33 protein-coding genes are annotated in these 25,921 nt (G+C 65.6%); 18 read left to right on the top strand and 15 right to left on the bottom strand.

Translation table 11 applies throughout. The features are described from left to right. Positions 1 to 97 precede the first annotated feature (97 nt). On the bottom strand, positions 98 to 328 hold the full coding sequence (gene yidD, locus V5F68_RS03780; protein ID WP_509274701.1) for a membrane protein insertion efficiency factor YidD: 231 nt from the start codon (positions 326 to 328) through the stop codon (positions 98 to 100). A gap of 184 nt (positions 329 to 512) precedes the next feature. Between yidD and V5F68_RS03775 the strand changes: the two genes are divergently transcribed. Then, entirely contained in the window at positions 513 to 1,286 is a 774-nt protein-coding gene (locus V5F68_RS03775; protein ID WP_394014390.1) for a phosphatase PAP2 family protein, read from the top strand. A 47-nt stretch (positions 1,287 to 1,333) separates the two neighbouring features. Here the strand turns inward: V5F68_RS03775 and V5F68_RS03770 are convergent, their stop codons facing one another. Beyond that, the gene (locus V5F68_RS03770; RefSeq protein WP_394014796.1) at positions 1,334 to 1,795 is read right to left on the bottom strand and encodes an iron-sulfur cluster assembly scaffold protein; all 462 of its coding nucleotides are present in this window, start codon (positions 1,793 to 1,795) and stop codon (positions 1,334 to 1,336) included. Between the two features lie 344 nt (positions 1,796 to 2,139). On the opposite strand from V5F68_RS03770, the gene folE reads away from it, so the two are divergent. From folE to V5F68_RS03755, 3 genes are all read left to right on the top strand, one after another. Continuing rightward, positions 2,140 to 2,853, top strand: coding sequence for a GTP cyclohydrolase I FolE (gene folE, locus V5F68_RS03765; RefSeq protein WP_394014391.1), 714 nt, complete (start codon positions 2,140 to 2,142; stop codon positions 2,851 to 2,853). A gap of 46 nt (positions 2,854 to 2,899) precedes the next feature. Continuing rightward, on the top strand, positions 2,900 to 3,385 hold the full coding sequence (gene hisI / locus V5F68_RS03760; protein WP_394014392.1) for a phosphoribosyl-AMP cyclohydrolase: 486 nt from the start codon (positions 2,900 to 2,902) through the stop codon (positions 3,383 to 3,385). A 143-nt stretch (positions 3,386 to 3,528) separates the two neighbouring features. After that, complete coding sequence (locus V5F68_RS03755; RefSeq protein ID WP_394014393.1) at positions 3,529 to 4,587, top strand: patatin-like phospholipase family protein; 1,059 nt, start codon at positions 3,529 to 3,531, stop codon at positions 4,585 to 4,587. 73 nt (positions 4,588 to 4,660) lie between these two features. On the opposite strand, the gene V5F68_RS03750 is transcribed toward V5F68_RS03755, so the two are convergent. Both V5F68_RS03750 and V5F68_RS03745 read right to left on the bottom strand, forming a co-directional pair. Further along, a complete protein-coding gene (locus V5F68_RS03750) occupies positions 4,661 to 5,092 on the bottom strand; it encodes a CBS domain-containing protein (RefSeq protein ID WP_394014394.1) in 432 nt (143 codons plus the stop codon). A gap of 149 nt (positions 5,093 to 5,241) precedes the next feature. Beyond that, complete coding sequence (locus tag V5F68_RS03745) at positions 5,242 to 6,045, bottom strand: rhomboid family intramembrane serine protease (RefSeq protein ID WP_394014395.1); 804 nt, start codon at positions 6,043 to 6,045, stop codon at positions 5,242 to 5,244. Positions 6,046 to 6,176: 131 nt separating this feature from the next. Between V5F68_RS03745 and V5F68_RS03740 the strand changes: the two genes are divergently transcribed. Then, positions 6,177 to 6,815 carry a transglutaminase-like cysteine peptidase gene (locus tag V5F68_RS03740; protein ID WP_394014396.1) on the top strand — a complete coding sequence of 213 codons (639 nt, stop codon included), beginning with the start codon at positions 6,177 to 6,179 and terminating at the stop codon, positions 6,813 to 6,815. 18 nt (positions 6,816 to 6,833) lie between these two features. On the opposite strand, the gene V5F68_RS03735 is transcribed toward V5F68_RS03740, so the two are convergent. Together V5F68_RS03735 and V5F68_RS03730 are read right to left on the bottom strand one after the other, a co-directional pair. Next, entirely contained in the window at positions 6,834 to 7,364 is a 531-nt protein-coding gene (locus tag V5F68_RS03735; protein WP_394014397.1) for a gamma carbonic anhydrase family protein, read from the bottom strand. 121 nt (positions 7,365 to 7,485) lie between these two features. Further along, a complete protein-coding gene (locus V5F68_RS03730; RefSeq protein ID WP_394014398.1) occupies positions 7,486 to 8,115 on the bottom strand; it encodes a low affinity iron permease family protein in 630 nt (209 codons plus the stop codon). 118 nt (positions 8,116 to 8,233) lie between these two features. Between V5F68_RS03730 and V5F68_RS03725 the strand changes: the two genes are divergently transcribed. The 6 genes from V5F68_RS03725 (at position 8,234) to V5F68_RS03700 (ending at position 13,321) form a co-directional block, all read left to right on the top strand. Then, positions 8,234 to 8,656 carry an MAPEG family protein gene (locus V5F68_RS03725; RefSeq protein ID WP_394014399.1) on the top strand — a complete coding sequence of 141 codons (423 nt, stop codon included), beginning with the start codon at positions 8,234 to 8,236 and terminating at the stop codon, positions 8,654 to 8,656. Between the two features lie 72 nt (positions 8,657 to 8,728). Next, positions 8,729 to 9,388: a 5'-methylthioadenosine/S-adenosylhomocysteine nucleosidase gene (locus V5F68_RS03720; RefSeq protein ID WP_348846973.1), complete on the top strand. Its 660-nt coding sequence runs from the start codon at positions 8,729 to 8,731 to the stop codon at positions 9,386 to 9,388. Positions 9,389 to 9,393: 5 nt separating this feature from the next. Next, positions 9,394 to 10,692 (top strand): RsmB/NOP family class I SAM-dependent RNA methyltransferase, encoded by a 1,299-nt coding sequence (locus tag V5F68_RS03715; RefSeq protein ID WP_394014400.1) that lies wholly within the window; start codon positions 9,394 to 9,396, stop codon positions 10,690 to 10,692. A gap of 96 nt (positions 10,693 to 10,788) precedes the next feature. Next, positions 10,789 to 11,010, top strand: a complete 222-nt coding sequence (locus V5F68_RS03710; protein WP_348846975.1) for a hypothetical protein — start codon at positions 10,789 to 10,791, stop codon at positions 11,008 to 11,010. Between the two features lie 131 nt (positions 11,011 to 11,141). Continuing rightward, positions 11,142 to 12,704 (top strand): glutamine-hydrolyzing GMP synthase, encoded by a 1,563-nt coding sequence (guaA, locus tag V5F68_RS03705; protein WP_394014401.1) that lies wholly within the window; start codon positions 11,142 to 11,144, stop codon positions 12,702 to 12,704. Between the two features lie 221 nt (positions 12,705 to 12,925). Further along, positions 12,926 to 13,321, top strand: coding sequence for an Arm DNA-binding domain-containing protein (locus V5F68_RS03700; protein WP_394014402.1), 396 nt, complete (start codon positions 12,926 to 12,928; stop codon positions 13,319 to 13,321). Positions 13,322 to 13,332: 11 nt separating this feature from the next. On the opposite strand, the gene V5F68_RS03695 is transcribed toward V5F68_RS03700, so the two are convergent. Further along, a complete protein-coding gene (locus V5F68_RS03695; protein WP_394014403.1) occupies positions 13,333 to 14,262 on the bottom strand; it encodes a LysR family transcriptional regulator in 930 nt (309 codons plus the stop codon). Positions 14,263 to 14,375: 113 nt separating this feature from the next. Here V5F68_RS03695 and V5F68_RS03690 point away from each other — a divergent pair, with 113 nt between their 5' ends. The 4 genes from V5F68_RS03690 (at position 14,376) to V5F68_RS03675 (ending at position 17,115) form a co-directional block, all read left to right on the top strand. Beyond that, entirely contained in the window at positions 14,376 to 14,930 is a 555-nt protein-coding gene (locus V5F68_RS03690; RefSeq protein ID WP_394014404.1) for a carboxymuconolactone decarboxylase family protein, read from the top strand. 88 nt (positions 14,931 to 15,018) lie between these two features. Further along, positions 15,019 to 15,879, top strand: coding sequence for an alpha/beta fold hydrolase (locus tag V5F68_RS03685; RefSeq protein WP_394014405.1), 861 nt, complete (start codon positions 15,019 to 15,021; stop codon positions 15,877 to 15,879). Positions 15,880 to 15,964: 85 nt separating this feature from the next. After that, positions 15,965 to 16,348: a nuclear transport factor 2 family protein gene (locus V5F68_RS03680; RefSeq protein WP_394014406.1), complete on the top strand. Its 384-nt coding sequence runs from the start codon at positions 15,965 to 15,967 to the stop codon at positions 16,346 to 16,348. Next, positions 16,348 to 17,115: an SDR family oxidoreductase gene (locus tag V5F68_RS03675; protein WP_394014407.1), complete on the top strand. Its 768-nt coding sequence runs from the start codon at positions 16,348 to 16,350 to the stop codon at positions 17,113 to 17,115. The genes V5F68_RS03680 and V5F68_RS03675 overlap by 1 nt, the downstream gene beginning before the upstream one ends. A 121-nt stretch (positions 17,116 to 17,236) precedes the next feature. Here V5F68_RS03675 and V5F68_RS03670 read toward each other — a convergent pair whose 3' ends face one another. After that, positions 17,237 to 17,830, bottom strand: coding sequence for an NADPH-dependent FMN reductase (locus tag V5F68_RS03670; protein ID WP_394014408.1), 594 nt, complete (start codon positions 17,828 to 17,830; stop codon positions 17,237 to 17,239). Between the two features lie 53 nt (positions 17,831 to 17,883). On the opposite strand from V5F68_RS03670, the gene V5F68_RS03665 reads away from it, so the two are divergent. From V5F68_RS03665 to msrA, 3 genes are all read left to right on the top strand, one after another. Further along, positions 17,884 to 18,282: a winged helix-turn-helix transcriptional regulator gene (locus tag V5F68_RS03665; protein WP_394014409.1), complete on the top strand. Its 399-nt coding sequence runs from the start codon at positions 17,884 to 17,886 to the stop codon at positions 18,280 to 18,282. A gap of 128 nt (positions 18,283 to 18,410) precedes the next feature. Beyond that, the gene (gene msrB, locus V5F68_RS03660) at positions 18,411 to 18,872 is read left to right on the top strand and encodes a peptide-methionine (R)-S-oxide reductase MsrB (RefSeq protein ID WP_394014410.1); all 462 of its coding nucleotides are present in this window, start codon (positions 18,411 to 18,413) and stop codon (positions 18,870 to 18,872) included. A gap of 3 nt (positions 18,873 to 18,875) precedes the next feature. Beyond that, a complete protein-coding gene (gene msrA, locus V5F68_RS03655) occupies positions 18,876 to 19,391 on the top strand; it encodes a peptide-methionine (S)-S-oxide reductase MsrA (protein WP_394014411.1) in 516 nt (171 codons plus the stop codon). Between the two features lie 167 nt (positions 19,392 to 19,558). Here the strand turns inward: msrA and V5F68_RS03650 are convergent, their stop codons facing one another. The 7 genes from V5F68_RS03650 to V5F68_RS03620 form a co-directional block, all read right to left on the bottom strand. Beyond that, entirely contained in the window at positions 19,559 to 20,317 is a 759-nt protein-coding gene (locus V5F68_RS03650) for a ferredoxin reductase (protein WP_394014412.1), read from the bottom strand. Then, positions 20,314 to 20,931, bottom strand: coding sequence for a sulfite oxidase-like oxidoreductase (locus V5F68_RS03645; RefSeq protein ID WP_394014797.1), 618 nt, complete (start codon positions 20,929 to 20,931; stop codon positions 20,314 to 20,316). The genes V5F68_RS03650 and V5F68_RS03645 overlap by 4 nt, the downstream gene beginning before the upstream one ends. 135 nt (positions 20,932 to 21,066) lie before the next feature. Next, positions 21,067 to 22,122 carry a hypothetical protein gene (locus tag V5F68_RS03640; RefSeq protein WP_394014413.1) on the bottom strand — a complete coding sequence of 352 codons (1,056 nt, stop codon included), beginning with the start codon at positions 22,120 to 22,122 and terminating at the stop codon, positions 21,067 to 21,069. A gap of 137 nt (positions 22,123 to 22,259) precedes the next feature. Further along, positions 22,260 to 22,784 carry a phenolic acid decarboxylase gene (locus tag V5F68_RS03635; protein WP_394014414.1) on the bottom strand — a complete coding sequence of 175 codons (525 nt, stop codon included), beginning with the start codon at positions 22,782 to 22,784 and terminating at the stop codon, positions 22,260 to 22,262. A gap of 81 nt (positions 22,785 to 22,865) precedes the next feature. After that, a complete protein-coding gene (locus V5F68_RS03630) occupies positions 22,866 to 24,347 on the bottom strand; it encodes a UbiD family decarboxylase (RefSeq protein WP_394014415.1) in 1,482 nt (493 codons plus the stop codon). Between the two features lie 9 nt (positions 24,348 to 24,356). Next, the gene (locus tag V5F68_RS03625) at positions 24,357 to 24,518 is read right to left on the bottom strand and encodes a hypothetical protein (RefSeq protein WP_394014416.1); all 162 of its coding nucleotides are present in this window, start codon (positions 24,516 to 24,518) and stop codon (positions 24,357 to 24,359) included. A 115-nt stretch (positions 24,519 to 24,633) separates the two neighbouring features. Then, positions 24,634 to 25,806: a helix-turn-helix transcriptional regulator gene (locus tag V5F68_RS03620; RefSeq protein WP_394014417.1), complete on the bottom strand. Its 1,173-nt coding sequence runs from the start codon at positions 25,804 to 25,806 to the stop codon at positions 24,634 to 24,636. Positions 25,807 to 25,921: the final 115 nt, after the last annotated feature.

Here is a 25,921-nt window from a genome sequence, read left to right as displayed (position 1 = left end):
CTCCCCCGACCGAGGCATGGAGGAAGCGGCATAGCGCATCCGCGCAGCCAAGGTGTGACCGGAAACAAAATACCCTCGCGCCCATCTGCCCTTCCCGTCAGGTCGGCTCATCCGGCGGCTGGCGCCAAACGCCATAGCGCCAGGGGCGATGCCAGCGCGCATCGGCGGGCAGGCATTGCGGTACCGGATCGAACCCCGAGCCGCCCCAGGGATGGCAGCGACACAGCCGCGCCGCGCCCATCCACCCCCCGGCCCAGGCGCCATGGCGGGAAATCGCCTCGTCGGCATATTCCGAGCAGGTGGGCAGATAGCGGCATTGCCGCCCCATGAAAGAAGAAAGCGTATAGCGATAGAACAGGATTGGGGCGCGCAAGATCAGGCGCGGCAGACGCGCGACCACGCTGCCGATACGGAACGTAAGGGATGGATGCTCGATGACATCTTTATGTCGTCGATTCCATGGGAGAGAAGCCGCAAGGCTGGGTCGCCCGGCTTTACGCGGGGACTGTTTCATGACCATACGTAAATTTACCTTGGCCCTACTGGCACTGTCTACCTTCATGGTTTCCGGGGCATTTGCCGCTGACGAACCCTATGTGCGTCCCTCTCAGGTGGACCTCACCCGCATCCTGGCCCCCGCGCCGGCGGCCGATTCTCCCGCGGCGCGCGAGGACATCAAGATCCTTCTGGACATCCAGTCGGTGCGCACGCCGGACCTGGTGGCCCTCGCGAATGCCGACGTGGACCGCACCCTCTCGCGGTTTTCCGAGGTGATGGGCGCTGACCTCTCCAAGGAGAAGGCACCGCTCGCCAACGCCCTGGTGGACAAGGCCTGGGCGAACGCCCGGCCGATCGTCGATGCCGCGAAGGCCTATTGGAAGCGCGCCCGCCCCAATCTGGCGAACTCCGACATCAAGCTCGTGGTCCCCGCCGAGACCACTCCCTCCTATCCCAGCGGCCACGCGACCTACGGCACCCTCACGGCCATCATCCTGGCCAATATGGTGCCGGAGAAGGCGACGGCAATCCATCTGCGGGGCATCGGCTTCGGCTTCTCGCGGCTCGTGGGCGGCATCCATTATCCCTCCGACGTGGAAGCGAGCCACATCGCCGGTGCGGTGATCGCGGCGCAGATGATGGACAATCCGCAGTTCAACGCCGACCTCGCCCAGGCGACGGCGGAAGTGCGCGGCCTGCTGGGCCTGCCGGCGCTGGCCTCAGCCCTTCCGCAGGCGGCGAATTCCAACATCCCGCAAGCGCCGGCGGCTGCCACCGCCGCGAAATAACCCGCGCGGGCCGGACGAAACGCACGCGAACGGGCGCAAGCGCCCGTTCAGTTCTCCGCCGTCGCCTCGCGCGCGGTGCCGGCCTTTGCCTCGATCTGGTCGATGGCGTCCACCACCGCGTCGAAGGTCAGCAAGGTGGAAGCGTGACGTGCCTTGTAGTCGCGCACCGGCTCCAGCACTTCCAACTCCGCCCAGCGGCCGGCGGGCGGCGGGCCATTCTCTTTGAGCATCTTGCGCATGGTCTCGCGCAGCGCCCGCAATTCGGCGACGCTCGACCCCACCACATGGCGCGCCATGATGGAGGAGGAGGCCTGCCCGAGCGCGCAGGCGCGCACCTCATGGGCGAAATCGCTCACAGTGTCGCCATTGAGCGCCACATCCACGGTTACGGTGGAGCCGCACAGCCGCGAATGGGCGGTGGCGCTGGCCTGGGGCTGCGCCAGCCGGCCAATGCGGGGAATATCGGCGGCATAGCCCAGGATACGGGTATTGTAGACGTCGTTGATCATCGTGCGGTCCCGGCCGCCCCATGGCGGCGTCATCATCCAGCCCGCCCGCCCCACGCCCCGTAAAGGCGCGCTGCCATGCGGTTTGCGCGGCACGCTCAAGCAAAAGCGCACTTTGCGTTGCTTGGTCGCCGTCTTATATAGTCCATGTGCGGCGCTGCGGAAGACGCAGGCGCCTGATTGCGGAACATGCGCCCCAGAGGAGCAGCGTTTCGCGCCAGACGGACGGCAAGGCCGCCGCCGGGGCTTCCGGTGGGGCGCGGAAGATGAGGATCCGCGCATGCGTAGCCGACACCGGTGACACTCTCGCCCGGACTTTATCCGCGGCGGGTCGAACGGAGTTGGGTATGGACGCGGTTGTCAAATTGTTGCGGGCGCAGGCCGAGAACGAGGCCAAGGCCCGCAAGCATGTGAAACATCTCCAGGCGCAAGCCAAACGGCACGACGACGCCCCGCAGGATGCGGCGGCTGACGAGACGCACGATCCCGCGCGCCCGTCCAAGCGCGAGGCGGAGGCCGCCGTGCGCACCCTGCTCGCCTATATCGGCGAGGATCCGGACCGCGAGGGCCTGCTGGAAACACCCCACCGGGTCGTGAAGGCCTATGGGGAATTGTTCTCCGGCTATCGCCACGACGCGGCAGAGGCGCTCGACCGCACGTTCGGCGAGATCGGCAATTTCGACGATTTCGTTCTGGTGCGGGACATTCCCTTCTATTCCCATTGCGAGCACCACATGGTGCCGTTCGTGGGGAAGGCGCATGTCGCCTATTTCCCGGTGGAGCGGGTGGTCGGCCTGTCCAAGATCGCGCGGGTGGTGGACATTTACGCCAAGCGCCTGCAGACGCAGGAGCATCTGACCTCGCAGATCATCTCCGCCCTGGACGAGACGCTGAAGCCGCGCGGGGTGGCCGTGATGATCGAGGCTGAGCATATGTGCATGGCCATGCGCGGCATCACCAAGTCCGGCGTATCCACCATCACCAGCCAGTTCACCGGCGTCTTCCGCGACGACCCGGCCGAGCAGGTGCGCTTCATCACTTTGGTGCGCGCCAAGGGCTGAGCAGCTGGGCCCACGCCCGTGGCGGCGCCGGCCTCTTGGAGTTTTCATGAGCCTTGAGACCCCCGTCTTCGCGGCCAGCACCGGCACGGCCGAGCTTGAGGAAGGCACGCGCCTCACACCCCGCTTCGATGCCAACGGCCTCGTGACCTGCATCGCCGTGGACGCGGTGACGAACCAGGTGCTGATGCTCGCCTTCATGAACGAAGAGGCGCTCGCCCTCACCATCGAGACCGGCGAGGCGCATTATTACAGTCGCTCGCGCAAGAAGCTCTGGAAGAAGGGCGAAAGCTCCGGCCACACGCAGAAGGTGCTGGAGATCCGCGTGGATTGCGACCAGGACGCGGTGCTGCTGAAAGTTGAGATGGGCGGCACGGGCGCCGCCTGCCACACCGGCCGTCGCTCCTGCTTCTATCGCCGGGTGCCCATCGGCGGCAAAGCCTCCGCCGCCACGGCCCTGGAATTCACCGGCGATGAGCCGCGTTTCGATCCGAAGGCGGTCTATGGCGACCATTCCGGCCATTCCCACGATTAAGGATTTGTTTGACGGCGCGGGCGCAGCCTCACGCCAGCCCCATGGCGCACCGTGGCAAAGCCACGCTTCGGACATCAAACGCCGTTAGAAGGGTTTGAGTCTCGGAGCTTGCCACCGGCACGCCGGCCGGTCGGAGGTCGCGCATGTTTCAAGGTTTTACCCGCCGCACTCGCACCGAAGACGCTCCAAGCGAAGGTGAGGCTGATCTCCGTCCCGATGTCGCGCCCGCCGTGGACGCGCAGACCGAGGTCGAGCCGCCATGGAAGGCCGGCCGCAAGGGCGGTCCCAAGATCGCCCTGGCGCTGGGGGGTGGCGCGGCGCGTGGCTTTGCCCATATCGGCGTGATGCGCGCACTGGAAGCCCACGGCATTCGTCCGAGCGTGATCGCCGGCACCTCCATCGGCGCGGTGGTCGGCGGCATCTGGGCCGCCGGCAAGCTGGACGCGCTGGAGGATTGGGCGCGTGGCCTCAACAAGCGCAATATCCTTGGCTTTCTGGATCTCTCCCTCGGCGCGGCCGGCTTGATCGCCGGGCGGCGGCTGATGGAGCGCATGCGCCTGGAACTCGGCGATCTCACGATCGAGGATTTGCCGGTGGTGTTCGGCTGCATCGCCACCGAACTCGGCACCGGCCATGAGATCTGGCTGACGCGCGGAGAATTGGTGGAAGCGATCCACGCCAGCTATTGCCTGCCGGGCATCTTCACCCCGGCCAAGGTGGGCGGGCGCTGGCTGATGGACGGCACGCTGGTCAATCCGGTGCCGGTGTCCGCGGCCCGCGCGCTCGGCGGGCGCATCGTGATCGCGGTCAATCTCAATTCCGAAATCTTCGGGCGCGGCACCGTGATCCAGGACCATGGCAGCGCCATCGCCGAGGTCGCCGACGTGGTGGTGGAGCACCAGAAGCAGGGGCTTTCGCGCATGCTGCGGCCGGACCGCATGCTGCGCCGCCAGTTTCTCTCCGGACCGAGCGAAGGGCCGCGCGGGATCTCGGCCGTGATGATCGACGCCTTCAACATCACCCAGGACCGCATCGCGCGCTCGCGCCTCGCAGGCGATCCGCCGGACGTCACGGTTTCGCCCAAGCTCTCCAAGATCGGCTTGTTCGATTTCCACCGCGCGGAGGAAGCCATCGCCGCCGGGCGCGAGGCGGTGGAACGGATCGTGGACGATGTGCACAGCGCCATGGAAGCGCTGAAATAACGTCGCGGCGCCCCACTGGACAGGGCATTGCTGCGAAAGCAGGTCAGGGCGCAGCGCCCTGACCTTCGCCGCCTCAGGCGGTCATGATGTAGTCGCGCAGCTCCGCGCTCTCGCGCTCCATTTCCTCGACGCGATACTTCACCACGTCGCCGATGGAGATAATGCCGACGAGCTTGTTGCCCGACACCACCGGAACGTGACGGAAACGCCCGCGCGTCATGCGTTCCATAATGGCAGGAACGGTCTCGTCCGCGGTGCAGGTCACCACAGCCCGAGTCATGACGGAGGAGACCGGCTCGGACAGCACGTCCGGCCCGCGCTCGCCGAGGATCCGCACCACGTCGCGCTCGGAAAGGATGCCTTCCAGGCGGCCGTCGGGGCCGGTGGCAACGATAGCGCCGATGCGATGTTGCGACAGGCTCTGCACCGCCTCCGTGAGCGAGGCCTCCGGAGATATGGTGACGAGGCTCGATGTCTTGCGTTGAAGAATAATGCCTACGGTCATGGCTGACCTCCATTCCCTAGTGACAGGCGGATCCGGCGTTATTCACGCTCGCCGGTATTGCCTTGAGGGAATGATCATCCGCGTTGGCGCGATCCGCAACCCCGCATGTCACGCTGCGCGGAGGTTTGACTGGTATTTCAGCACGCACCCTACCGGGGCGGACGGGACGGCACCGCCGCGCGGGGAATGGGATCGAACAGCGGAAACAGCAGCAGGCCGGCGAAGAAGCCGCCCATGTGCGCCTGCCAGGCCACTTCCGCGCCCTCCGTGCCGGGCAGCGTGATGGCGGCGCCGAACAGGAAGTTCACCACCACCCAGACCGCGACAAAGGTCAGCACGCGCGGCTCGCGGAAGGCGCCGAGCAACGAGGCGGCGGGCGGATGCTCGGGCGCGCCACGCACCGGGCGGCCGAGCGCGCCTCCGGGCGAGAAGGCAAAGCGTACCGCCGCCGCCATGGCGCCGGAGACCACCGCGGAGGCCCCGATCATCGGCACCATGGCGTCCGGATAGGCGATGAGGTGAGCAAGCGCGCCGGCGGCCGCCGTGACCACCACGAAGGCCAGGAAGCGGGGCGTGCCGAAGCGCCGCGCCACGGGGGTCGCGAACGCCAGCATCCAGATCAGATTGACGCCGAGATGCACGAGGTTTGCGTGCAAAAAGGCGTAGCTCACGAACGTCCAGATATCAGCCCCGAGCCCGCCGGGCAGATCGAAAGTGGCGTCATAGCGCGCCGGGATGAAGGCGAAATAGGCGAGCAGCATGACGTTGGACTGCTCGTCCAGCAGGAATTCGCGCGCAAGCGCGATCACCGCCATGACCAGGGCCAGCAGCGCCACAATTCCGGGAATGTTGAACACCGGCTCGCGGGGCGGGCGGCGTGGATCGCTGAGGTCGAGCACGTCCCGCACATAAGGGCGGGCGCGATCCGCAGCAAGGAAAAAGCGCGTGTACACGCGGGTTCGGGGGCCCGAGGCCCCCACTGGTCAAGGTCGTTAACGCCCATTAAGGTTAATGAAAGGTTGACGGCGCGAATGCGGCGAACCTCAGGCATTATGAAGTTGTTAACCCCTCGCGACAGCGTGCCATGCCGTTTCATATCGCTCGAAAGCTTCTGCTCGCTGTCCTGCTCATCGCGGGTGCCGGTAGTGCCGTCGCCGGCGACCGGCGGTATGCGAGCCTGCCGCCCGCGCTGATGCCGCACCTCCAGGCGGTGGGGGGCACCTCCGCTCCCATCGGCTATGTGCGCTTCTGCGCCGAGAACAAGGGCGACTGCGTTGCTGAGGGCGACCTTGTCCCAGAGGCTCCGCTCGACACCGCCCATCTTGCGGCGCTCGACCAGGTGAACCGCAGCTTCAACACCTCCATCACCCCCATGACCGACATGGACCATTACGGCGAGGTGGAGCGCTGGGCCTATCCCGACGACGGCAAGGGCGATTGCGAGGATTACGTGCTCGCCAAGCGCCGCGCGCTGATTGGCCTCGGCTGGCCCGCCTCGGTCCTGCTCATCACGGTGGTGCGCGACAAGGAAGGCGACGGCCACGCCGTGCTGACCGTCGTGACCGACCGCGGCGACCTGATCCTCGACAATCAGGAAAACCAGATCCTGCCCTGGCAGGACACCGGCTATCGCTATGTGAAGCGCCAATCGCAGGGTGACCCCAACTTGTGGGTTTCGCTGGGCGACACGCGCTCTCCCCCGGTGGTGGGCGGCGGGCGGTGAGCCTGCCCCGCCCTGCCCTCAGTCGATCCGCTTGAGGCTTGCGGCGAAGCGTTTCCAATTGGCCTGATAGTGCTGCGCCGTCACCTTAAGGCGGGCGATGGCGGCGGCATCGAGTTCGCGCACGACCCGCGCCGGGGCGCCGACGATCAGGGAATTGTCGGGAAATTCCTTGCCCTCGGTCACCAGCGCATTGCTGCCGACCAGGGAATTGCGCCCGATCCGCGCGCCGTTCAGCACCGTGGCGCCCATGCCAATCAGACTGTCCTCGCCCACGCTGCAGCCGTGCAGCATGGCCATGTGGCCAACCGTGACGCCCGCGCCAAGATGGATCGCAAACCCCGGGTCCGTGTGCAGCACGCAGTTTTCTTGGATATTGGTCCCCGCGCCGATGAAGATCGGCTCGTTATCGCCCCGGATCACCGTGCCGAACCAGATGCTTGCCTCTTGCGAAACGATGACCCGGCCGATCAGCGTGGCATCCGGCGCGATCCAATAGGTGCCCGCGGCCGGCAGTTCGGGACCGACCCCGTCCAGGGAATAAAGCGGCATATATCCCAATCTCCGCGCGCCGCGGTGTCCGGCGCATTCGGCCCTTGCCTAGCGCGCCTGGACTTCAAGGGCTAGGTCGCCGCGCCGAGACACCGCCGGCGTGCGCCGCGACGCGCTGGGATCAGGCGGCGCGGCTCGGAGGCTCCGGGCAATCGGCCGCCGCCACCTTGCGCCCGCCGTCGCAGGGACCGGCAGACCCGTCGGAGGCCTGCGCCGCCCCCGCACCTTTGCTTGCCGTGTCCAGAGGCGCCGTATCGTGCGCCACCGCGCCGGGATCGCTGGCCGCCGCCCCTCCCCTTCCCTGCTCGCGTGCGCGATCGGCAAGAAGCGCATATTCCATCCGCAACTTTTCGAGCGTCGCCTCGTCAAGGTCCTCCAGATCCAGCAATGCGTTGCGCGGACCCTCGGTGCGGGCGATCAGCTCGTCTAGCTTGATCTGGAGCGCGGCCGTGTCCCGATTCTGGCTGTTCTGGATCAGGAAAACCATCAGGAAGGTGACGATGGTGGTGGAGGTGTTGATGATTAGCTGCCAGGTATCATTGTAGTGGAATAGCGGCCCGGTCGCACCCCAGACAAGGATAATACCGACCGCGCACACGAAGGTGGCGGGCTTGCCGGCATAGCGGGACACCTCCTGCGCCAGACGCGTGAAGAACGGGCGCGGGGCGTGGCCGCGTTCCACCTGGTGCGCATCGGGAAGCCGGGAGCCGGGAGGCAGAGACGAAGCGGGGAAAGAAGATGAGGCGGGCATGGCTATGTTTCCTGTTCCAGGATGGAACGTGCCGCCGTGCTCGAGGTTCCTCACCATGAGCGGTGCAATGGGGACACAACCGGCGTCCCCCCGCCCCAAGCACGCGAAAGGCCGATCCATGACTGTCGCCATGATCCTGCTTCCCCTGTTCGTGGAAGTGGGCCTCACCTTCCTGCTGCTGTTTGCGCTGCTGCCGGTGCGCATGCGCGCGCTTTCCAGCGGCGAGGTCGCTCGCGCCACCGCCGCCGACGATACCAGCGCCTATCCGGTGCACGCCCAGCGCTTCGCCAACGCCTTCTCGAACCAGTTCGAACTTCCGGTGCTGTTTTACGTCATCACCGTGCTCGCCCTGTTCACGCGCAAGGCGGACATCGTGTTCGTCATTCTCGCCTGGGTGTTTGTGCTTTCCCGCATCGCCCATGCCCTGATTTTCACGACCGCAAATCAGCTGACCACCCGCTTCGCCGCTTATGCGGTGGGCGCCATCGCGCTCGCCATCATGTGGGTTCTGTTCGCGCTCGCCATCCTGCTCAATGTGTGAAGCCTGGGTGATTGACAGGACCGCCGCGCCAGCCGAGGAGTGCGGCTCACGCATTTCCTGGATTGTCCTGCGATGGAAGACCCGTCCCGCCATGTCCGTGCCGTCGGCGATCTCGACATCCTGTTCGTCATGGCAACGCAGATGGAATACGGCCCGCATCTGCGCACGCGCATCAATCCCCTGATCACCGGCGTGGGGCCGGTGGAGGCGGCGATGGCGACCACCCATGCGCTCGCCCACCTCGCCGCCGCCGACGCTTTGCCCGATCTGGTGTTCACGCTCGGCTCGGCGGGCGCCCGTGCGCTGGAGCATGCCGGCATCTATCAGGTCTCGCACCTCGCCTATCGCGACATGGACGCGTCCCCGCTCGGCTTCGAGAAGGGGCGCACGCCGTTCCTCGACCTGCCGGCCCTGGTGGAGATCCCCCACCAGATTCCCGGCATCGCGGCCGCCTCGCTCTCCACCGGCGGCGGCATCATTTCCGGCGCGGCTTATGATGCCATTTCCTGCGACATGGTGGACATGGAGACCTTCGCGGTGCTGCGCGCCGCCCAGCGGTTCGGCGTGCCACTGGTGGGCTTGCGCGGCATCAGCGACGGACGCTCCGAATTGTCCCGCTATGAGGATTGGACGGAGTATCTGCACATCATCGACGAGCGGCTCGCCGCCGCCCTCGACCATTTCGAAGCGCAGGTGAAAGCCGGCGCCTTCCTTCTCGACCCAAGGACCTGATTGAATTGATCCCCTCAGCCCGCCTGTCCGCCGCCATCGAGGTGCTCGGCGATATCGCCGTGAAGCGCCGCCCCGCCGGAGACAGCCTCAAGGAATGGGGCCTCACGCACCGCTTCGCCGGCTCCGGCGACCGCGCCGCCATCTCCGGTCTCGTGTTCGACACCTTGCGTCGGCGCGCCTCGGCGGCCCACGTGATGGGTGCGGAGACGCCGCGCGCCCTGGTGCTCGGCACGCTGGCGGTGATGCGCGGCCTCGATCTCGACGCCATTTCGCGCCTGTGCGACGGCGCGCGCTTTGCCCCTGCACCGCTCAGCGCGGAGGAAACCGCCCGCCTCGCCAATCCGAGCCTTGAGACCGCCGCCCCTTGGGTGAAAGGCGACTACGCCCAATGGCTTGATCCCTATCTGAACGTCGTGTTCGGCGCGGATCGGGTCGACGAGGGCCGCGCGCTTGCCTCCCGTGCACCTCTGGACCTGCGGGTCAACACGCTGAAATCCACTCCCGAAGCCGCGCTGGTGGAACTCTCCCATCTCTCGCCCCAGCCCGGCCAGTGGTCCCCGCTCGCGCTGCGCATCATTCTCGATGCCGAAGGCAAGGCCCCGCCCCTCACCTCCGAGGGCGCGTTCGTGAAGGGCGAAGTCGAGGTACAGGATGAGGGCTCGCAGATCGCGGCGATCCTCGCGAGCCCCCTACCCGGCTCGCAGGTGCTGGACCTGTGTGCAGGAGCAGGCGGCAAGACGCTCGAATTCGCCGCCCTCATGGACAATAAGGGCCAGCTCTACGCGCATGATTCCGACATCCGCCGCCTGAAGCCGATCCACGAGCGCCTCGCCCGCGCCGGGGTGCGCAACGTGCAGATCCGCGCGCCGCGCGGGGATGCCGACGTGCTCGCCGACCTCGCCGGTCAGATGGATCTCGTGCTGGTGGACGCCCCCTGCACCGGAACGGGCACCTGGCGCCGCAACCCAGACGCGAAATGGCGCATGCGCCCGGGCGCGCTCGCCGAGCGCACCGCCGAGCAGGCCAAGATCCTGGAACAGGCCACCCGCTACGTGAAGAGCGGCGGGCGCCTCGCCTATGTCACCTGCTCGCTGCTGGACGTGGAAAACGGCGCCCAGATCCGGGCGCTGCTGGAGACGCATCCGGATTTCTCGGTTGTCCCGCCGATGGAGACGGTTCTGGCCCTCGGCAGCCAGGGCCTCGCCTTGCGCACCGCCGCCCTGGAAAGCCCGGAAGGCCTGCTGCTGACGCCGCGCCGAACCGGAACCGACGGGTTCTTCGTGAGCGTCCTGAAGCGCGCATAAGGCACGGCACCGGCTCCGGACGGAACCTTCCCTCTCCCGCAGCGTCCTTAGCGCAGCGGTTGCGCTCGCGCGCCCATCGGAACCCGGGAGATTGCCATGTTCGTTATCCGCCTGCTCGTGGTGCTCATTCTCGCCGTCGGCGGGTATTGGGCCTATTATGTTTTCGCTGCGCCTTCGCCCTATGACCAGATCGGCGTCGCCATCAATTCCCATCTGCCGGAAGAAGCCCGCGCCTATGGCTGCGGCGAGCTGAAAAAGCGTCATACCTCCGCCACCGCCGCCCCCGAAGGCTGCGAAGGCCATTGGGTTTCGATCTGAGGCGCCACGCGCCCTGCGTCCACGACATGCGAGGGCCGCGCCGCACGGTGCGGCTCGGCTTTTGCAATTCGCGACTTTGCCGTTAAAGGAGGGCGCAATCCTCGCCACTCCCGCCGGAAAGCCGCGCCGCCATGAAAGACACCGTCCTCATTATCGATTTCGGCAGTCAGGTCACCCAGCTCATCGCCCGCCGGGTGCGCGAGGAAGGCGTCTATTCCGAAGTGGTGCCGTTCCAGAAGGCGGGCGAAGCGTTCGCGCGCATGAAACCGAAGGCGGTCATCCTCTCTGGCGGCCCCGCCTCCGTGCCCGATGGCGACAGCCCCCGTGCCCCGCAGGAGATCTTCGACGCCGGCATTCCCGTGCTTGGCATCTGCTACGGCCAGATGACCATGGCCGAGCAGCTCGGCGGGGCGGTCGAAAGCGGGCATCATCGCGAATTCGGCCGCGCCACGGTGACGGTCGAACACGATTCCCCGCTCTTCGACGGCATCTGGAACCAGGGCGAAGGCCACACCGTGTGGATGAGCCATGGCGATCGCATCACCGCCCTGCCCCCCGGTTTCGTCGTGAAGGGCACCTCCCCCAACGCCCCGTTCGCCGTCGTCGAGGACGAGGCGCGTCGCTTCTATGGACTGATGTTCCACCCCGAAGTCGTGCACACCCCCGATGGCGCCCGCCTGCTCTCCAATTTCGTGCGCAAGATCACTGGCCTTTCCGGCGATTGGACCATGGGCGCCTTCCGCGAAAGCGCCATCGCCAAGATCCGCGCGCAGGTGGGCGACAAGCGCGTGCTCTGCGGCCTCTCCGGCGGGGTGGATTCGGCGGTCGCGGCGGTGCTCATCCATGAAGCGATCGGCGACCAGCTCACCTGCGTGTTCGTCGACCACGGGCTGATGCGCCTGGGCGAGGCCGAGCAGGTGGTTTCGCTGTTCCGCAACACCTACAACATCCCGCTCGTGCATGTGGATGCCTCCGAGCTGTTCCTACGGGAATTGGCTGGCGTCTCCGATCCAGAAACCAAGCGCAAGACCATCGGCAAGTTGTTCATCGACGTGTTCGATGCCGAGGCCAAGAAGATCGCGGCCGACGGCAAGGGCGCACCCGATTTCCTCGCCCAGGGCACGCTCTACCCCGACGTGATCGAAAGCGTCTCGTTCACCGGCGGCCCTTCGGTGACCATCAAGAGTCACCACAATGTGGGCGGCCTTCCCGAGCGCATGAACATGAAGCTGGTAGAGCCGCTGCGCGACCTGTTCAAGGACGAGGTGCGGGTGCTCGGCCGTGAACTCGGCCTGCCGGAGAGCTTCGTCGGCCGCCATCCCTTCCCCGGCCCCGGCCTCGCGATCCGCTGCCCCGGCGAGATCACCCCGGAGAAGCTGGAGATCCTGCGCAAGGCCGACGCTATCTATCTGGAAGAGATCCGGGCCGCCGGCCTTTACGACGTGATCTGGCAGGCGTTCGCGGTGCTGCTGCCCGTACGCACCGTGGGCGTGATGGGCGACGGGCGGACCTACGACCACGTGCTCGCCCTGCGCGCCGTGACCTCGGTGGACGGCATGACGGCGGATTTCTATCCCTTCGACATGAACTTCCTCGGCCGCGCCGCCACCCGCATCATCAACGAGGTCAAGGGCATCAACCGGGTCGTCTACGACGTCACCAGCAAGCCCCCGGGCACCATCGAGTGGGAGTGAACTAGGGTGGTTTCAGACCATCCCGCGCCGTGCCGGAAATCGCACGGACTCGTTGACTGACAAGGATTATTTTTCCCACTCCGTATCGCTGCGTGTCACCCCAGCCGAGCCACTTTGTTGGTACCGATGTTGGTATGGCGCAGGATGGTCGAAAAACGGGCTTCCGATACCAACAGGGCCTCTTGATGGTATCCGTTCGCCCCCCGACCGGATGCGGATTTATGAGCGAACTCACTGATAAAGAACTGAAAAATCTGAAGCCGAGGGCCAAGCTCTACAAGGTGACGGACCGCGACGGGATGTACGCGGCCGTCACCGCGACCGGGGTCGTCTCGTTCCGGTATCAGTACCGGGTGAGCGGGCGGCAGGAGGTCTTGACCTTCGGCCGTTATAGCGTCGAGGCGGCGCGCAAGCTGACACGGGCGCCCGACGCGCTGGAATACGGCATGGAGGTGTCGCTTGCGGAGGCGAGGTCGCTGATCGAGCGCGCCCGGCGTCAGGTCGAGCGGGGAACCTCAACGCAAGGCGGGTATGCCGCTTGGCGTGGCGTGGTCCCCGGCGTTGGCCCTAGGTGCGATGTGCTGGCGGCGACGGGTGCCACTCCCTCGGTCGATTGAGGGCCGCTCGGTTAAACTCGGCCGGCGCTGGCAATATCCTGCGCGATGGCCTGCAGGCGCTGCTGCAGGCGCGGGGCGACAAAATCGAGGAAGGCGCGCAATTTCAGCGGCTGCTGCTGGTGTGCGGCATGGACCAGATGGACGGGCATCGGCGGCGGCGCCCGATCCGCCAACAGGGGCAAGAGCGCTCCGGCGCGGACGCTGGCCACCGCCTGGTAGGAAAGCAGGCGGGCGATCCCGACACCCGCGACCGCGCCGCCCACCACGCCGTCCGCGGTGTTCACCGAGAAGCGCGGGGTGATCGTCACCTGATGCTCGGTATTCCCTTCGACAAAGGGCCATTCCCGGTAGCGTTGCAGTCCTTCGAACGCGATGCAGTCGTGATTGGCGAGGGCGGCGGGCGTTTCCGGGACGCCCCGCCGTTTCAGATAATCCGGGCTCGCGCAGACGACCCATCGGATGTCGCCGACCCTGCGCGCCATCAGGGCGCTGTCCGGCAGGCGGCCGATCCTGACCGCCACATCCACATGGTTTTCCACGAGATCGATCACGCTGTCGAACAGGACGAGCCGCACGGTCACCTCGGGATAAGCGGCGAGGAAATCGTGGACGATCGGCGCAACATTAAGCGCGCCGAATGCGATCGGCGCGGTGACGAGCAACTCGCCGCGCGGGGCCCGATATTCGCCCGAGGCCGCGCGCTCTGCTTCCGACAATTCCTCAAGCACCCTGCGGGCCGAGGCGACATATGCCGTGCCAGCCTCCGTGAGCAGCAGCTTGCGGCTGGTCCGGACGACGAGTTGCGAACCGAGAAAGCTCTCAAGGTCGGAAACGCGGCGGCTGACCGTGGGCAAGGGAACATTGAGCGAACGGGAGGCCGCAGAGAGGCTTCCGCCATCGACCGCCGCGACCAGGGTGCGCATCGCCTCGAACCGGTCCATCACCCTCTCGCTTTGTGGAAGCCAGGCTTCCGAAGGTAGCACCTGCTAAGCGATTTCGGAAGGGAGTACTCAAATCCTGCGAGAGCGAAACAACTGACCCAGGAGAAAACACGATGTCCCGAATTCCAACCCCCGCTGTGGAGCAGGCACCCGAAAAATCGCAGCCCCTGCTGGCTGCCGTCCAGAAGCAGCTCGGTACGGTGCCGAACCTGTTTCGCATCGTTGCCAACAGCCCGTCGGCGCTGGAAGCCTATCTCGGCATCTCCGGCGCGCTCGGCAAAGGCGCCCTGCCGGCGCCGACCCGCGAGCGGATCGCCCTTGCGATCGCCGAGGTGAACAGCTGCAGCTACTGCCTGTCCGCCCACACTTATATCGCCCGCAACCGCGCCAAGCTCGATGACGCGGAAATCACCGCCAACCGCAACGGGGCCTCAAACGATATGAAGGCGGACGCTGCCGTGCGGTTCGCCGTGAAGCTGGCCCGCGGGCGCGGACAGGCGAGCGATGCCGATATCGCGGCGCTCAAGCAATCGGGATATTCCGATGCGGAGATCGTTGAAATCATTGCGCACGTCGCGCTCAATACTTTCACCAACTACGTCAATGAAGCCTTGAAGACCGAAATCGACTTCCCCGTCGTGACGGCCCGCACAGCCGCCGCCGCCTGATCCTTCCCGCACGTTCAGCAAGAAACGATGAGGGCGCGAAGCCGTGCCCGCAAACCCTTCCTCACGTCCGAAATCCAGGAACATTCCCATGACCGTTCGTTTCAACACCGTCGATGTCGATGGCCTCAAGCTGTTCTATCGTGAAGCCGGCGATGCGCGCCGCCCGACCGTGCTGCTGCTGCACGGCTTCCCGAGCGCGAGCCACATGTTCCGTGACCTGATCCCCGAACTAGCGGGCCATTATCATGTGGTCGCTCCCGACCTGCCGGGCTTCGGTATGACCGAACAACCGGCCCGCGATCAGTTCGCCTATACGTTCGAGAACATCGCAAATGTCATCGCCCGCTTCACGGAAGTGCTCGGGCTCGCCAAATTCGCCATCTATGTCTTCGACTATGGCGCTCCGGTCGGCTTCCGGCTGGCGGTGAAGCACCCCGAGCGGATCACCGCGATCATCACCCAGAACGGCAACACCTATCTCGAAGGCGTGTCGGGCGCTTTCGCCCCGGTGATGGCCTATTGGAACGAGCCCACCCAGGCCAATCGCGACGCCCTGCGCGGCTTCCTGGCGCCCGAGACGACGCTCTTCCAATACACCCACGGCGTCGACGATCCGAGCAAGGTCTCGCCCGACGGCCGCAACCTGGATGACTTCTATCTGGCGCGCCCGGGCAATGACGAGATCCAGCTCGACCTGCTTCTGAATTACCAGACCAACGTCGCCCTCTACGACACGATCCAGGGGTATCTGCGCGAACACCAGCCGCCAGTGCTGGCGGTATGGGGCAAGAACGACCCGTTCTTCATTCCGCCCGGCGCCGAGGCCTTCAAGCGTGACGTGCCTTCGGCGGAAGTGCGCTTCGTCGAGAGCGGACACTTCGCGCTGGAGACCCACGCCGCCGAGATCGGCGCCGCGATGCGTGCCTTTCTTGCCCGGCATGTCGGCTGATCCCTGGCCGGGCGCCGCCTGCTCGTCGGCGCCCGGATCTTGAACCCATGGGACGGCGTCGACCGTCCGGCACCGGAGAACCACCATGACCAACGCCCGCGAGATTGTTCGCAGTTTCTACGAGATGCTTTCGAAAGGTGACGCGCCCGGCGCGCTTAGCCTGATGTCACCCGATATCGAGTGGACGACGATGTGGCACTACAAGGTCGAGGGCCGAGGCCCCGACCGGGTCGCCGAGGGCCTGTTCAAGCCGCTGATGGCGGAATGGTCGCGCTTTTCCCTGGTGCCGACCGAATTCATCACCGAGGGCGAAACCGTCGTGTCTCTCGGAGATTTCACCGGCGTCCACGGCTCGACCGGCAAGACCTCGAACGCCCGCTATGCCCACGTCTGGACCGTTCGTGACGGCAAGATCGCGACCTTTCGCCAGTACATCGACACGTTGGCCATCGCCGAGGCGCGCGTCTGATGGAGCGCGTGGCAATCATCACCGGCGCCAGTCGCGGTATCGGACGCGCAACAGCCGTTCGGCTGGCGCGCGATTTCAGCGCTGTGGCGCTGGTGGCGCGAACGCCGGACGCCTTGGCTGAGACGGCTGAGCGGGTCCAGGCCGCAGGAGCGACGCCGCTTCCTTTGGTCCATGATCTGCGCCAGCCGGATGCGGCTGGAGCCGTTGTCGCAGCGACGCTTCAGCGCTTCGGGCGGATCGACGCCGTCGCCTGCATCGCCGGCGCGGTTTCACCGGCCGACCTGTTTGCGCTGACGGACGAACAATGGAACGACGGAATGGCGCTCAAATTCCATTCCGCACGGCGCCTGACGATCGCGGCATGGGATGCGCTCAAGGCGACGCACGGCTCGGTCGCGATCATGTCGGGGACAACAGCCTCTACGCCCAAGGCATCGCTCGCCGCAGTCGGTACGATCAATGCGGCGATCCTCGCCCTCGCCAAGGCCTTCGCCGATCGGGGGATAAAGGACGGGGTGCAGGTCAATACGATCCTGCCCGGATCGGTCATGACCGACCGCCGCCTGACGATGCTTCATGGCTATGCCGACACGAACGGTCTCTCGATCGATGCAGCCATCGATCGGTTCGCGACGGAGGCGGGCATCGCCCGCTTCGGGCAGCCGGAGGATATCGCCAACGCCATTGCCTTCCTCTTCGCAGCCGAAAGCCATTGGATCACCGGCACGGCGTTCCGGGTCGATGGCGGCGAAACAAAGGAACTTTGACCTTACGGGTTAAGGCCGGGGGGGCGAGGTTGGCCCCTCGGGCTTCGCCGATATTGCAGCAAGGCTCGCTGACGGTGATCGTCAGCGAGCCTTTTCGGTTTCTAAGCGCCCTTCCGGTATGTCACGCCTCGGCAGACTTCGCCGCCATGGTTGCTTTCGCCCACCAAGCCAGTTCGTCCAGGGACGTCTTCGTCGAGGGCAGGAGGTTCGCCTCGATGTCTTCGATGGGCTTGTTTCCGAACGCCGGATGCACGGCGAAGAAATCGCTGCCGCCGATATGGACGGCGGCATGTGTCGAAACCATCTGAAGTTCGATTGCGATCAAGCGCAGATGCTCGATCGCACGCACGCCGCCGAGGCCGCCGTAGCCGATGGCCGTGAACGGCTTGCGGATCCACTCTTTGTAGGCCTGATCGAGCGCATTCTTCAAAACGCCCGTAATCGAATGATTATATTCCGCGGTGACAAAGATGAAGCCATCGAAGCGGGCAATGGTCTGCTGCCAGCGGATGGCCTCCGGGTTCTGGCTCGGCATCCACATGTTGGAGGCGATCTCGTCGAAGAAGGGAAGCGGATGATCGCGCAGATCGACCAATTCGACATCCATGTCGCCACGTGCCTGAGCCTGCTTCAGGATCCATTGCGCGGGCACGTCGGCAAATCTGGTGGGGCGGGTGGAGCCGACGATGACGGCGATCCGGGGCCTGGAATTCATGCTGTCCTCATATATGCTGGTATCTCGGAGTAACCAGATTACGAGGGGTGGCCATGTCCGAACAAGGAGGCACTTTGGCGAAACCAGATGTCCACGGGGATACCGCACAGTGCGAACACATCAGCCGAATGCTCGCGCGGATCAGCGATAAGTGGACCCTCCTGGTGGTGCGCGTGCTGGGGCATGGACCGTGCCGCTTCAACGCATTGCGGCGGGAGGTCGGTGAAATCAGCCAGAAGGTGCTCGCATCGACGCTGCGGGAGCTGGAGGAAAACGGCTTCGTGTCCCGCACGGTTACGCCGGTCAACCCGCCCCAGGTCGAATATGCGCTGACGGATCTGGGGCGCGAGTTCCTGATGCCCGTGCAGGCGCTGGCGGAATGGGTCGTGGCAAACTCCCCGCGCATGGATGCGGCGCGTGCCGCTTATTTGAAACGGCGCGCCGGCAGCTGATCCTTCGCCGGCGCCACGATCATCGGGCATCAGGTGCGCAGCTTCCGTAAAGCGATAGGAAGGGTTTCGAAGGAAGGGCGTTCTGGCGAATAACGGAAAGTCCTACATAGGTCTCGAAGGAGACAACGATGAAGAACAGCGATTTCATAAAGAACCCCGACGCTCTGGCGGCCCTCTCGCCGGAACAGTATCGGGTGACGCAGGAGAACGGCACCGAGCGCCCCTTTGCGAACGCGTATTGGGACAACAAGGAGCCCGGCCTCTACGTGGACGTGGTTTCCGGCGAGCCGCTCTTCGCATCGGTGAACAAGTTCGAGAGTCGCTCGGGCTGGCCGAGCTTCACTCGCCCGGTCGAGGGCGCGAAAATCGTCGAGCATGTCGACGAAAGCCACGGGATGCGCCGCACCGAGGTCCGCTCGGGCCATGGCGACAGCCACCTCGGCCATCTTTTTCCGGATGGTCCGGCGGCCCAGGGCGGCATGCGCTACTGCATCAACTCGGCGTCATTGCGCTTCATTCATCTCAAGGATCTCGAGGCTCAGGGCTATGGTGAATACCGGCGCCTGTTCGAGAACGAAGGAAAGGCTTGAACCATGACAGACAAGACACAACGCGCCGTTCTGGCGGGCGGCTGTTTCTGGGGCATGCAGGATCTGATCCGCAGGCAGCCGGGCGTGGTCGCCACGCGCGTCGGCTATTCGGGCGGCGACGTGCCCAACGCCACCTATCGCAACCATGGCACCCATGCCGAGGCGATCGAGATCGTCTTCGATCCCGACCGGACGACGTATCGCCAGATCCTGGAATTCTTCTTCCAGATCCATGATCCGACCACGAGAAACCGCCAAGGCAACGATATCGGCACCAGCTATCGTTCCGCGATCTTCTATGCGGACGACGCCCAGAAGGCGGTGGCGGAAGACACGATCGCCGATGTCGAGGCTTCCGGGCTCTGGCCCGGCAAGGTCGTCACCGAGCTCTCCCCCCTCGGGGATTTCTGGGAGGCGGAGCCCGAGCATCAGGATTATCTGGAGCGGATCCCGAACGGCTACACTTGCCACTTCATCCGGCCGGGCTGGAAGCTGCCGCGCCGCGTCGATGCGGCGTGAACCATAAGAAACCGCTGGACTAAAAGATGAGACGGCGCCGGAAGCCCGCAGGAGGGCTTCCGGCGCTGCGTGCGCTTTGCGGGCCGCGACACGCCGAGGACCGTCGGAACATCATGGGGAGCGGCGGCAGCGCAGTGCGCTCCGGTCAACGAGCCGCCACCCCTGCCCTACCGGATCGCACCCGAGGGTCCAAACCGCTCCGTCCGTATGTTGCCCGCCATGTGGCCCATCGCGACGAGATGTTCGGCAATCGTTTCGACGAATGCCGCTGGCCCGCATACATAGACGTCGGGATTTCCCGCCGGGGTGAATTGCCGGCGGGTCAGCATCACGCGGCCGATGCGGCCTCGCTCTCCCGTCCACCCGGAAGGAGAAGTGCGGGTCAGGGTGTGGGTGAGCGTGAAGGCGGGGGTCTCTGCGGCCAGCCGGTCGAGTTCGGCGCGATAGATGATCTGCTCGATGCTCCGCGACGAATAGAGCAGCCGGGCAGGCTGCGTCGCGCCGGCCGTGGCGCGGGACCGCAGCATGGACATCAGCGGCACGATGCCGGAGCCGCCCGCGATGAGAAGCAAGCCATAATCATACTCCGCGGACCACGCAAAATAGCTCCCGATCGGTCCGCGGATCTCAATCTGGTCGCCGACCCGCAGTTCCTCGTGGAGGAAGCCAGAAACCTCTCCATCGGGCACGGCGTCGATGGTCAGTTCGACAAGTGGCCCCGAGCCGGCGCCGGAAGCAATCGAGTAACTCCTCTGCGCGACATAGCCGTCCTCGGCGGTGAGCCGCAGGTCGACATGCTGCCCCCCAAGATGCCCGGGCCAGCCGGGCACATCGAAGCTGATCGTCTTGACCGTGGCGGTCTCGTTGCGGATCGCCATCACCGTCGCGACCCGCCATTGTGCGGTCGCCCTTGCCGCGTCGATCATCGATCACCCGCGTAGCGTTGCTCGCGCCAGGGATCGCCGCGACGATGGTAGCCCTGCGATTCCCAGAAGCCGGGCGTGTCCGCCTCGCGAAAGGCGAGGCGCCGCACCCATTTCGCGCTTTTCCAGAAATAGAGGTGCGGCACCAGCAGCCGCGCCGGCCCTCCGTGGGAGGGGAGGAGCGGCAGATCTTCAAAATGGGTCGCGATCATCGCGCGCGCTTCGATCAGATCGGCGACGAGCAGGTTGGTTGTGTACCCGCCATCGCAATGCGCCATGAGGAAGCCGGTCGGCGGGGCCTCCAGCCCGGCGGCGCGCAAGAGGTCGTCGATGGTGACCCCGCGCCAGCGCGTATCGAACTTCGACCATTTGGTGACACAGTGAATATCCGAGGTGATCTCGGTCTGCGGCAGCGCCTCGAACTGCTCCCAGTTCCATTTCCCAAGCAGCGCGCCGCCATGCTGCAGGGCAAGGCTCCAGCGATCGATCTGCGTGTGTGGCGTCGGGCCCGCGGTCAGCACGGGGAACTCCGGCGTCAGGAACTGGCCCGGCGGCAATCGCAGGCGATCGGCGTCTCCGTCCCGGCGCTTGCCTTTAAAGCCTCTCGTTACGAGCACTGTTTGTTCCTCCAGAATAAATCGTCGCAGAAAAACCCTGAGGCCGAAAGGCTCCGGCGGCGGCTGCAAACATCGCTCCGTGCGCCGAAAAATTGCCCCTCCCGCAATATGAGAGGCGACCGCAAATCCGATTCTTCAGTCCATAAGATGTGAGATCTCATCTGCAACATCAGCAGCTGTCTGCCGGAGGAGCTTCAGCGTCTGCACGGTTCTCCGCGCACCGTTCTCTCCAAGGAAGAACATATGGTTGCCCGGCAGCGTCGCGCTCAGCCGCCGGGCAGCGTTCTCGACATGCTCGACCAGCGATGCCCATTTTCCGGGGGAAAGCGCGGCCAGCTTCTCCGACTGCGAGAAGACGAGACCTTCGCAAAGCTGCTGGGTAATGTAGACGCCCCATGTGGAGCGGTCCGTGAGCGCGTGCCGGGCATCGATCGCAGAGGCGTGCGTCATCAAGGCGAGCGGCGGAAAGGCGCGATACTGCGCGGTGCCGATCTCGCGCGCGTCTTCGGCTGGCTCGTGGATGAATACTCCGTTTTTGGAACGCATCGCCGATGCCGCAAGCCCGACCGGAAAATCGCCGGTCATCTCACGGACAAACTCGTCGGCTTCGAGTGCCGAATGGCCGTCCACGACGTTCTGATCCGCGAGGCATCGGAGCAGCCAGTCGAGATAGGCACCCCGGATCGAGGCCAGGCCGCTTGCGGCCGGCTTCAGGTGGTCGAGGCCAGGCAAGGTATTGGGGAGCGCCGATGCGCCCGCCATCGCGACGAAAAGTTCGATCCCCTTTCCTCTGCTTCGCAGCGCCGCATGAAGCGGCTCCGCAATCCGCCCTGCCATGCTCCAGCCGAGCACGATGGCGTTGCCACGCAGACCGTTCCGGTCCACGTAACGGGCGATGATCTCGGCGCTCTGTTCCGCCCAGTCCGTGACCGAAAACTGTGGGAACGGGGCGTCGAACACACCGCTGTTGTCGATGGGATAGGACAGGACCAGCGAGGGAAATCCTTCCTCATGCAGCCAATGGCACAGGAAATCGGCGGCCCGTCCCCCGGGCGGTCCATAAGCGATGCGGCCGAGCACCCCTCCTCCTGTGACGAACACCACGACGGGAAGATCCGGTCGCCCAGGTTCGAACCGCACGAGAGCCGGATAGCCGGCTGCCTCAGTCAACTCCTCGCCCGGAAAGAGCATTGGGGATCTCGTCTGTGCTTGAGCCGGAGCGCGCCATGTCGTGGCCAAGGCTACGCCGAGCATCGCGACTTGACGACGATTAAGGTCGCAGACAACCACGCTCGAAACCTCCATGTCGCGTCCGCCCCCGGCGCCCGTCAGCCCACGTTCTGGCGCGTCGCGTAGCCCGGAGGCAGATCTTCCGGTGCGCAGGCGATCACGCTCTCGTTGTCGCGCCCGCAATCCTCCACGAAGGTGATATCGGCGAACTCATCGACGAGCAGAGTCGGATAGGTCGGCCCCACATCACGATACCGGCGCATAAGACCGACCTTCGGGTTCTGGAAGCCGATGATCTTCTTCGGCTCTTGCTGGATCCAGTGCGGGAAGAAGGTCGCGCCGTGGGCGCGGTTCTCTTTGAGATTGTAAGCGACGCTCACGCAGGTGCCAGTCGGCTCGTGCCAGGAAACCTTGTACACGTCATCGGCAAGGCGGACGATGTGGACCTCCTGGCCCTTGACCCAGCGCCCGCCGACCATACCGCCATGCACGCGATAATCGATGGTGCGGTCATTCTTGAAATACATCTCATACTGCCAGCCGTTGGCATAAGTATAGATGATGTGCTTGCCCACAAAGGCGGCGATCTCCTCTGGGTGGGTGGATTCGAATGCATCGGGCATGATCTTCCTCTCTCCGGCGCAGGGGTGATCCCTGGACGACCGGCTGTTGACGGTTGGTGGATGGGGAAAGCGGACTTGACCTTAAATGAACCCGTATTCGCTCCAGCGACGCTTGACCCGGTCGACGATCTCCGCCGGGTAGCCGTGGCGGAATGAGGCGCGCACCGGCAGGACTTCGCCCCATTCGTCGGGCGGCAGGCCGTTGTAGACGATCTTCCCGGTGCTGCCGGCCACCTTCTCGGTGGTGCGCAGATAGGCGACCAGCGGGTCCTGGGCCTCGCCGTGGAAGACGGCATGGCCGAGCAGCGGGTGGCAGCGCGTGGCGAAGGCCCAGGCCAATTCTTTGAAATTGTTCGGATCGATGTCGTCGCTCAGCACGATCACTTTCGGGACGATGACGCCGGCCTTGGTCGAGAACATGACCTCGCCAATACGCCGACACAGCGCGTGCGTGGCGTCGATGCCGGTGCGGCGGCGCCAGTCGCGCGGAACCGTCACCACCAGCCAGTGCAGCGCGCTCTGCAGCGGGATCCACGCCGTGGTCGCGGCGATCCCGGCTGCCCTGAGATCGTGCAGAATCTGGGCTGAAATCATGGTTCCCCAGACCGTGTGGTTCTCCTCCGCCGGCTCCCCTGCGGCGACCACCGGCAGGATCGCACTGTCGCGATGGCTGATCGCCGAGACATGGTAGACCGGGCCGTCTTCGGCCGGGCCGATCGGGATGTAGCCTGGATACTCCCCCATGGGCCCTTCCTTCGCCGTCTCGCCGAGATGCAAATGGCCTTCGATGAGGATTTCCGCGCTGGCCGGCGCTTCGAGGTCGACGGTTCGGCATCGCACGGTCCGGATCGGCCGACGCATCAGGGCGCCGAGCCGGCCGCTCTCATCCACATTGGCCGGCAGCGGCATGGCGCAAATGAAGGGAATGGACGGCTCGACGCCGAGCGCAAGAGCGAAGGGCATCGGCTTGCCGATGTCGGCCCAGGCCTTGGCCACCATGCCGATATGCTGCTGGGGCGCGACGAGCCCGGTCATGCGCTTGTCGTCGATCACCATGATGCGGGCGATCGACCAGTTGGTCCACGCGCCGTCCGGCGTGCGCGCGACGATGCAGCCGAATGTGTTGAGATAGCGCCCGCCGTCGCCGTCATGCAGCAGCGGCACCGGCAGGCGGTTCAGATCCACATCGCCGCCAGTCGCGATGTTCTCGAAGCAGAGCGCGCTTTCGACGATCTCGGGGTCGATGGCGGGCAGATCCAGGCTGCCGGCGACAGCCTCGGCGATATCGGTCCCGCTTGATGTCGGCGGCAGTTCGAGCGATGTGGCCGCGCGGACCATCTCGAGGCCGCGCTGAGCGCTGGTCGCGGCGGGCGCCCCGAGGATGCGGAAGCCGGAGGGATGGTCGGAAAAGGCGCGGAAGAGCGGCGCGGGGGAGCCCGTCTCCGAGCAGTGTCGGATGATGGCGCCGAGTTCCAGGTTCAGCGAGACGGGAGCCGCAACCTCCTGAATTTCTCCCAGGTTGCGCAGGGCCTCAATATATTGGCGCAGATCAAGCAGCGGCATAACAGGCTCCTAGGCCGCCGCGTGAGTGGTTGGGATGCCGGCAATCGGCGTGCCGCTCCAGCGGCGCACCAGGCCCGCATGCATGTCGCGGAGGCCATAGATCTTGCCGGTGGCACCGCTGGTGCCGACGATCATGTGCCGGCGTGGCGGCCGAGTGACCTGCTGTTGCATGGGCATATCCAGTCCCAGTTCGATGGAACCGAGCCTAACCAGCCGGGCCCGGCGCCTCATCGTCAGAACTGTCTATGCGGGAAACGAAACGACCGGCGGGCCGGCCCAAGCCCCTTCAGCGCAGCTGCGGGACAAGCGCCGCGAGGGTCGCCATGGTGCGCTCGAAGTCACGCAGGTTCTCCGCTTCAGACTTGCCCAGGATCGAGCGAATCTGGCTGCGGACGGTCATGAGCGAGACGCCCCTCCTATGCGCCACCTCCTCGGCGCTGGCGCCGCCGGTGAGCGCGACCGCGACTTCCGCCTCGGCCCGGCTGAAGCCGAACATCTCGCACAGCGTGTCGGCCTGCGGCGCCACCTTGCGATTGAGCGGTCGCAGGATCAACAGGGCGAGAGCCTCCCTTGCGCCGCAAGCGTCCGTTCCCTGCACGTCATCGGCAAGGCCCTGCGGCGCCGGGGCGACCATCAGGGCCACCACCGCGCCATTACGGGAGCTCACGCGCATCGCGCCGCCGGTGCCCCCGGACGTGGCGGAGGCCACGAGCCGGCGGAGCACGCCGGCCTCCTCGCGGGACATGGCGGCAAGGTAGACGCCGCTGCCCGCATAGGGCCCCGAGCGCAGGGAGAACAGACCCGAATCCGGGCCGGCGAGATACTTGCGGGCGAGCTCGTTGATGAAGCGGATCTTCAATCCCGCATCGACGACGCTCACGCCCAGGGGAAGCGCGTCCAGCGCGGCCCGTGTGAGGGCGACGGACTGGTCGCTCCGCCCGAGCCGCTCGCGCAGCTCGATGGCGCGCTGCACGTGCGGCATCAGGGTCTTGAGCAGGCGGACATGGGTTTCGTCGAACGCCCCCGCATCGTCGCCGCGGAACACCAGCACCGGGGTTGCCTCGATGATGCCGGCCATGCCGCCGATCACGTGGCGACGCTCGTGATGCCGGGCGAAGTCATAATAGAACTCGCTGTGCAGGAAGTCGGTCTCGGCCACCAGCTCGGCGCCGAGCTTCGCGTTCCCGAGGTGATAGGCCCGTGCCGTCGCAAAGTCGTAGCGAGCCTTGGCGGCATAAGGGTCGCTTGCGTGGAAATGGGCCGCATAGGCCGTCTCGCTGCCGTCGGCGGGCATCAAGAGGTTGCGCGGCCCGCCAGGTCCACCGAGGTTCAGGAGAGCCCGCCGGGCATCGAAAATCCGGCAGATGCGGTCGCCGACGTCGAGCCAGCTGCCGTCTCCGACGCCGGCCTGATAGATGGCGCCGACGCAATCGGCGAGATCGCGCTCCGTATTTTTCACGCTGCCGAGCCTCGAAGGTAGCAAGATGATGGCAGAGAGCCCGCCTGTATTCAATACACTGCGGGCCCGCCTCCGGACCTTCCACGCGCTTCCGAGCGCGGCGGAACGCGGGCTG

Source organism: Roseixanthobacter pseudopolyaromaticivorans, assembly GCF_043195145.2.
In the GTDB taxonomy this organism is placed as follows: Bacteria; Pseudomonadota; Alphaproteobacteria; order Rhizobiales; family Xanthobacteraceae; genus NCEH01.
Note: the sequence above shows the minus strand (reverse complement) of the source record. Positions and strands in the feature narration are given on the sequence as shown.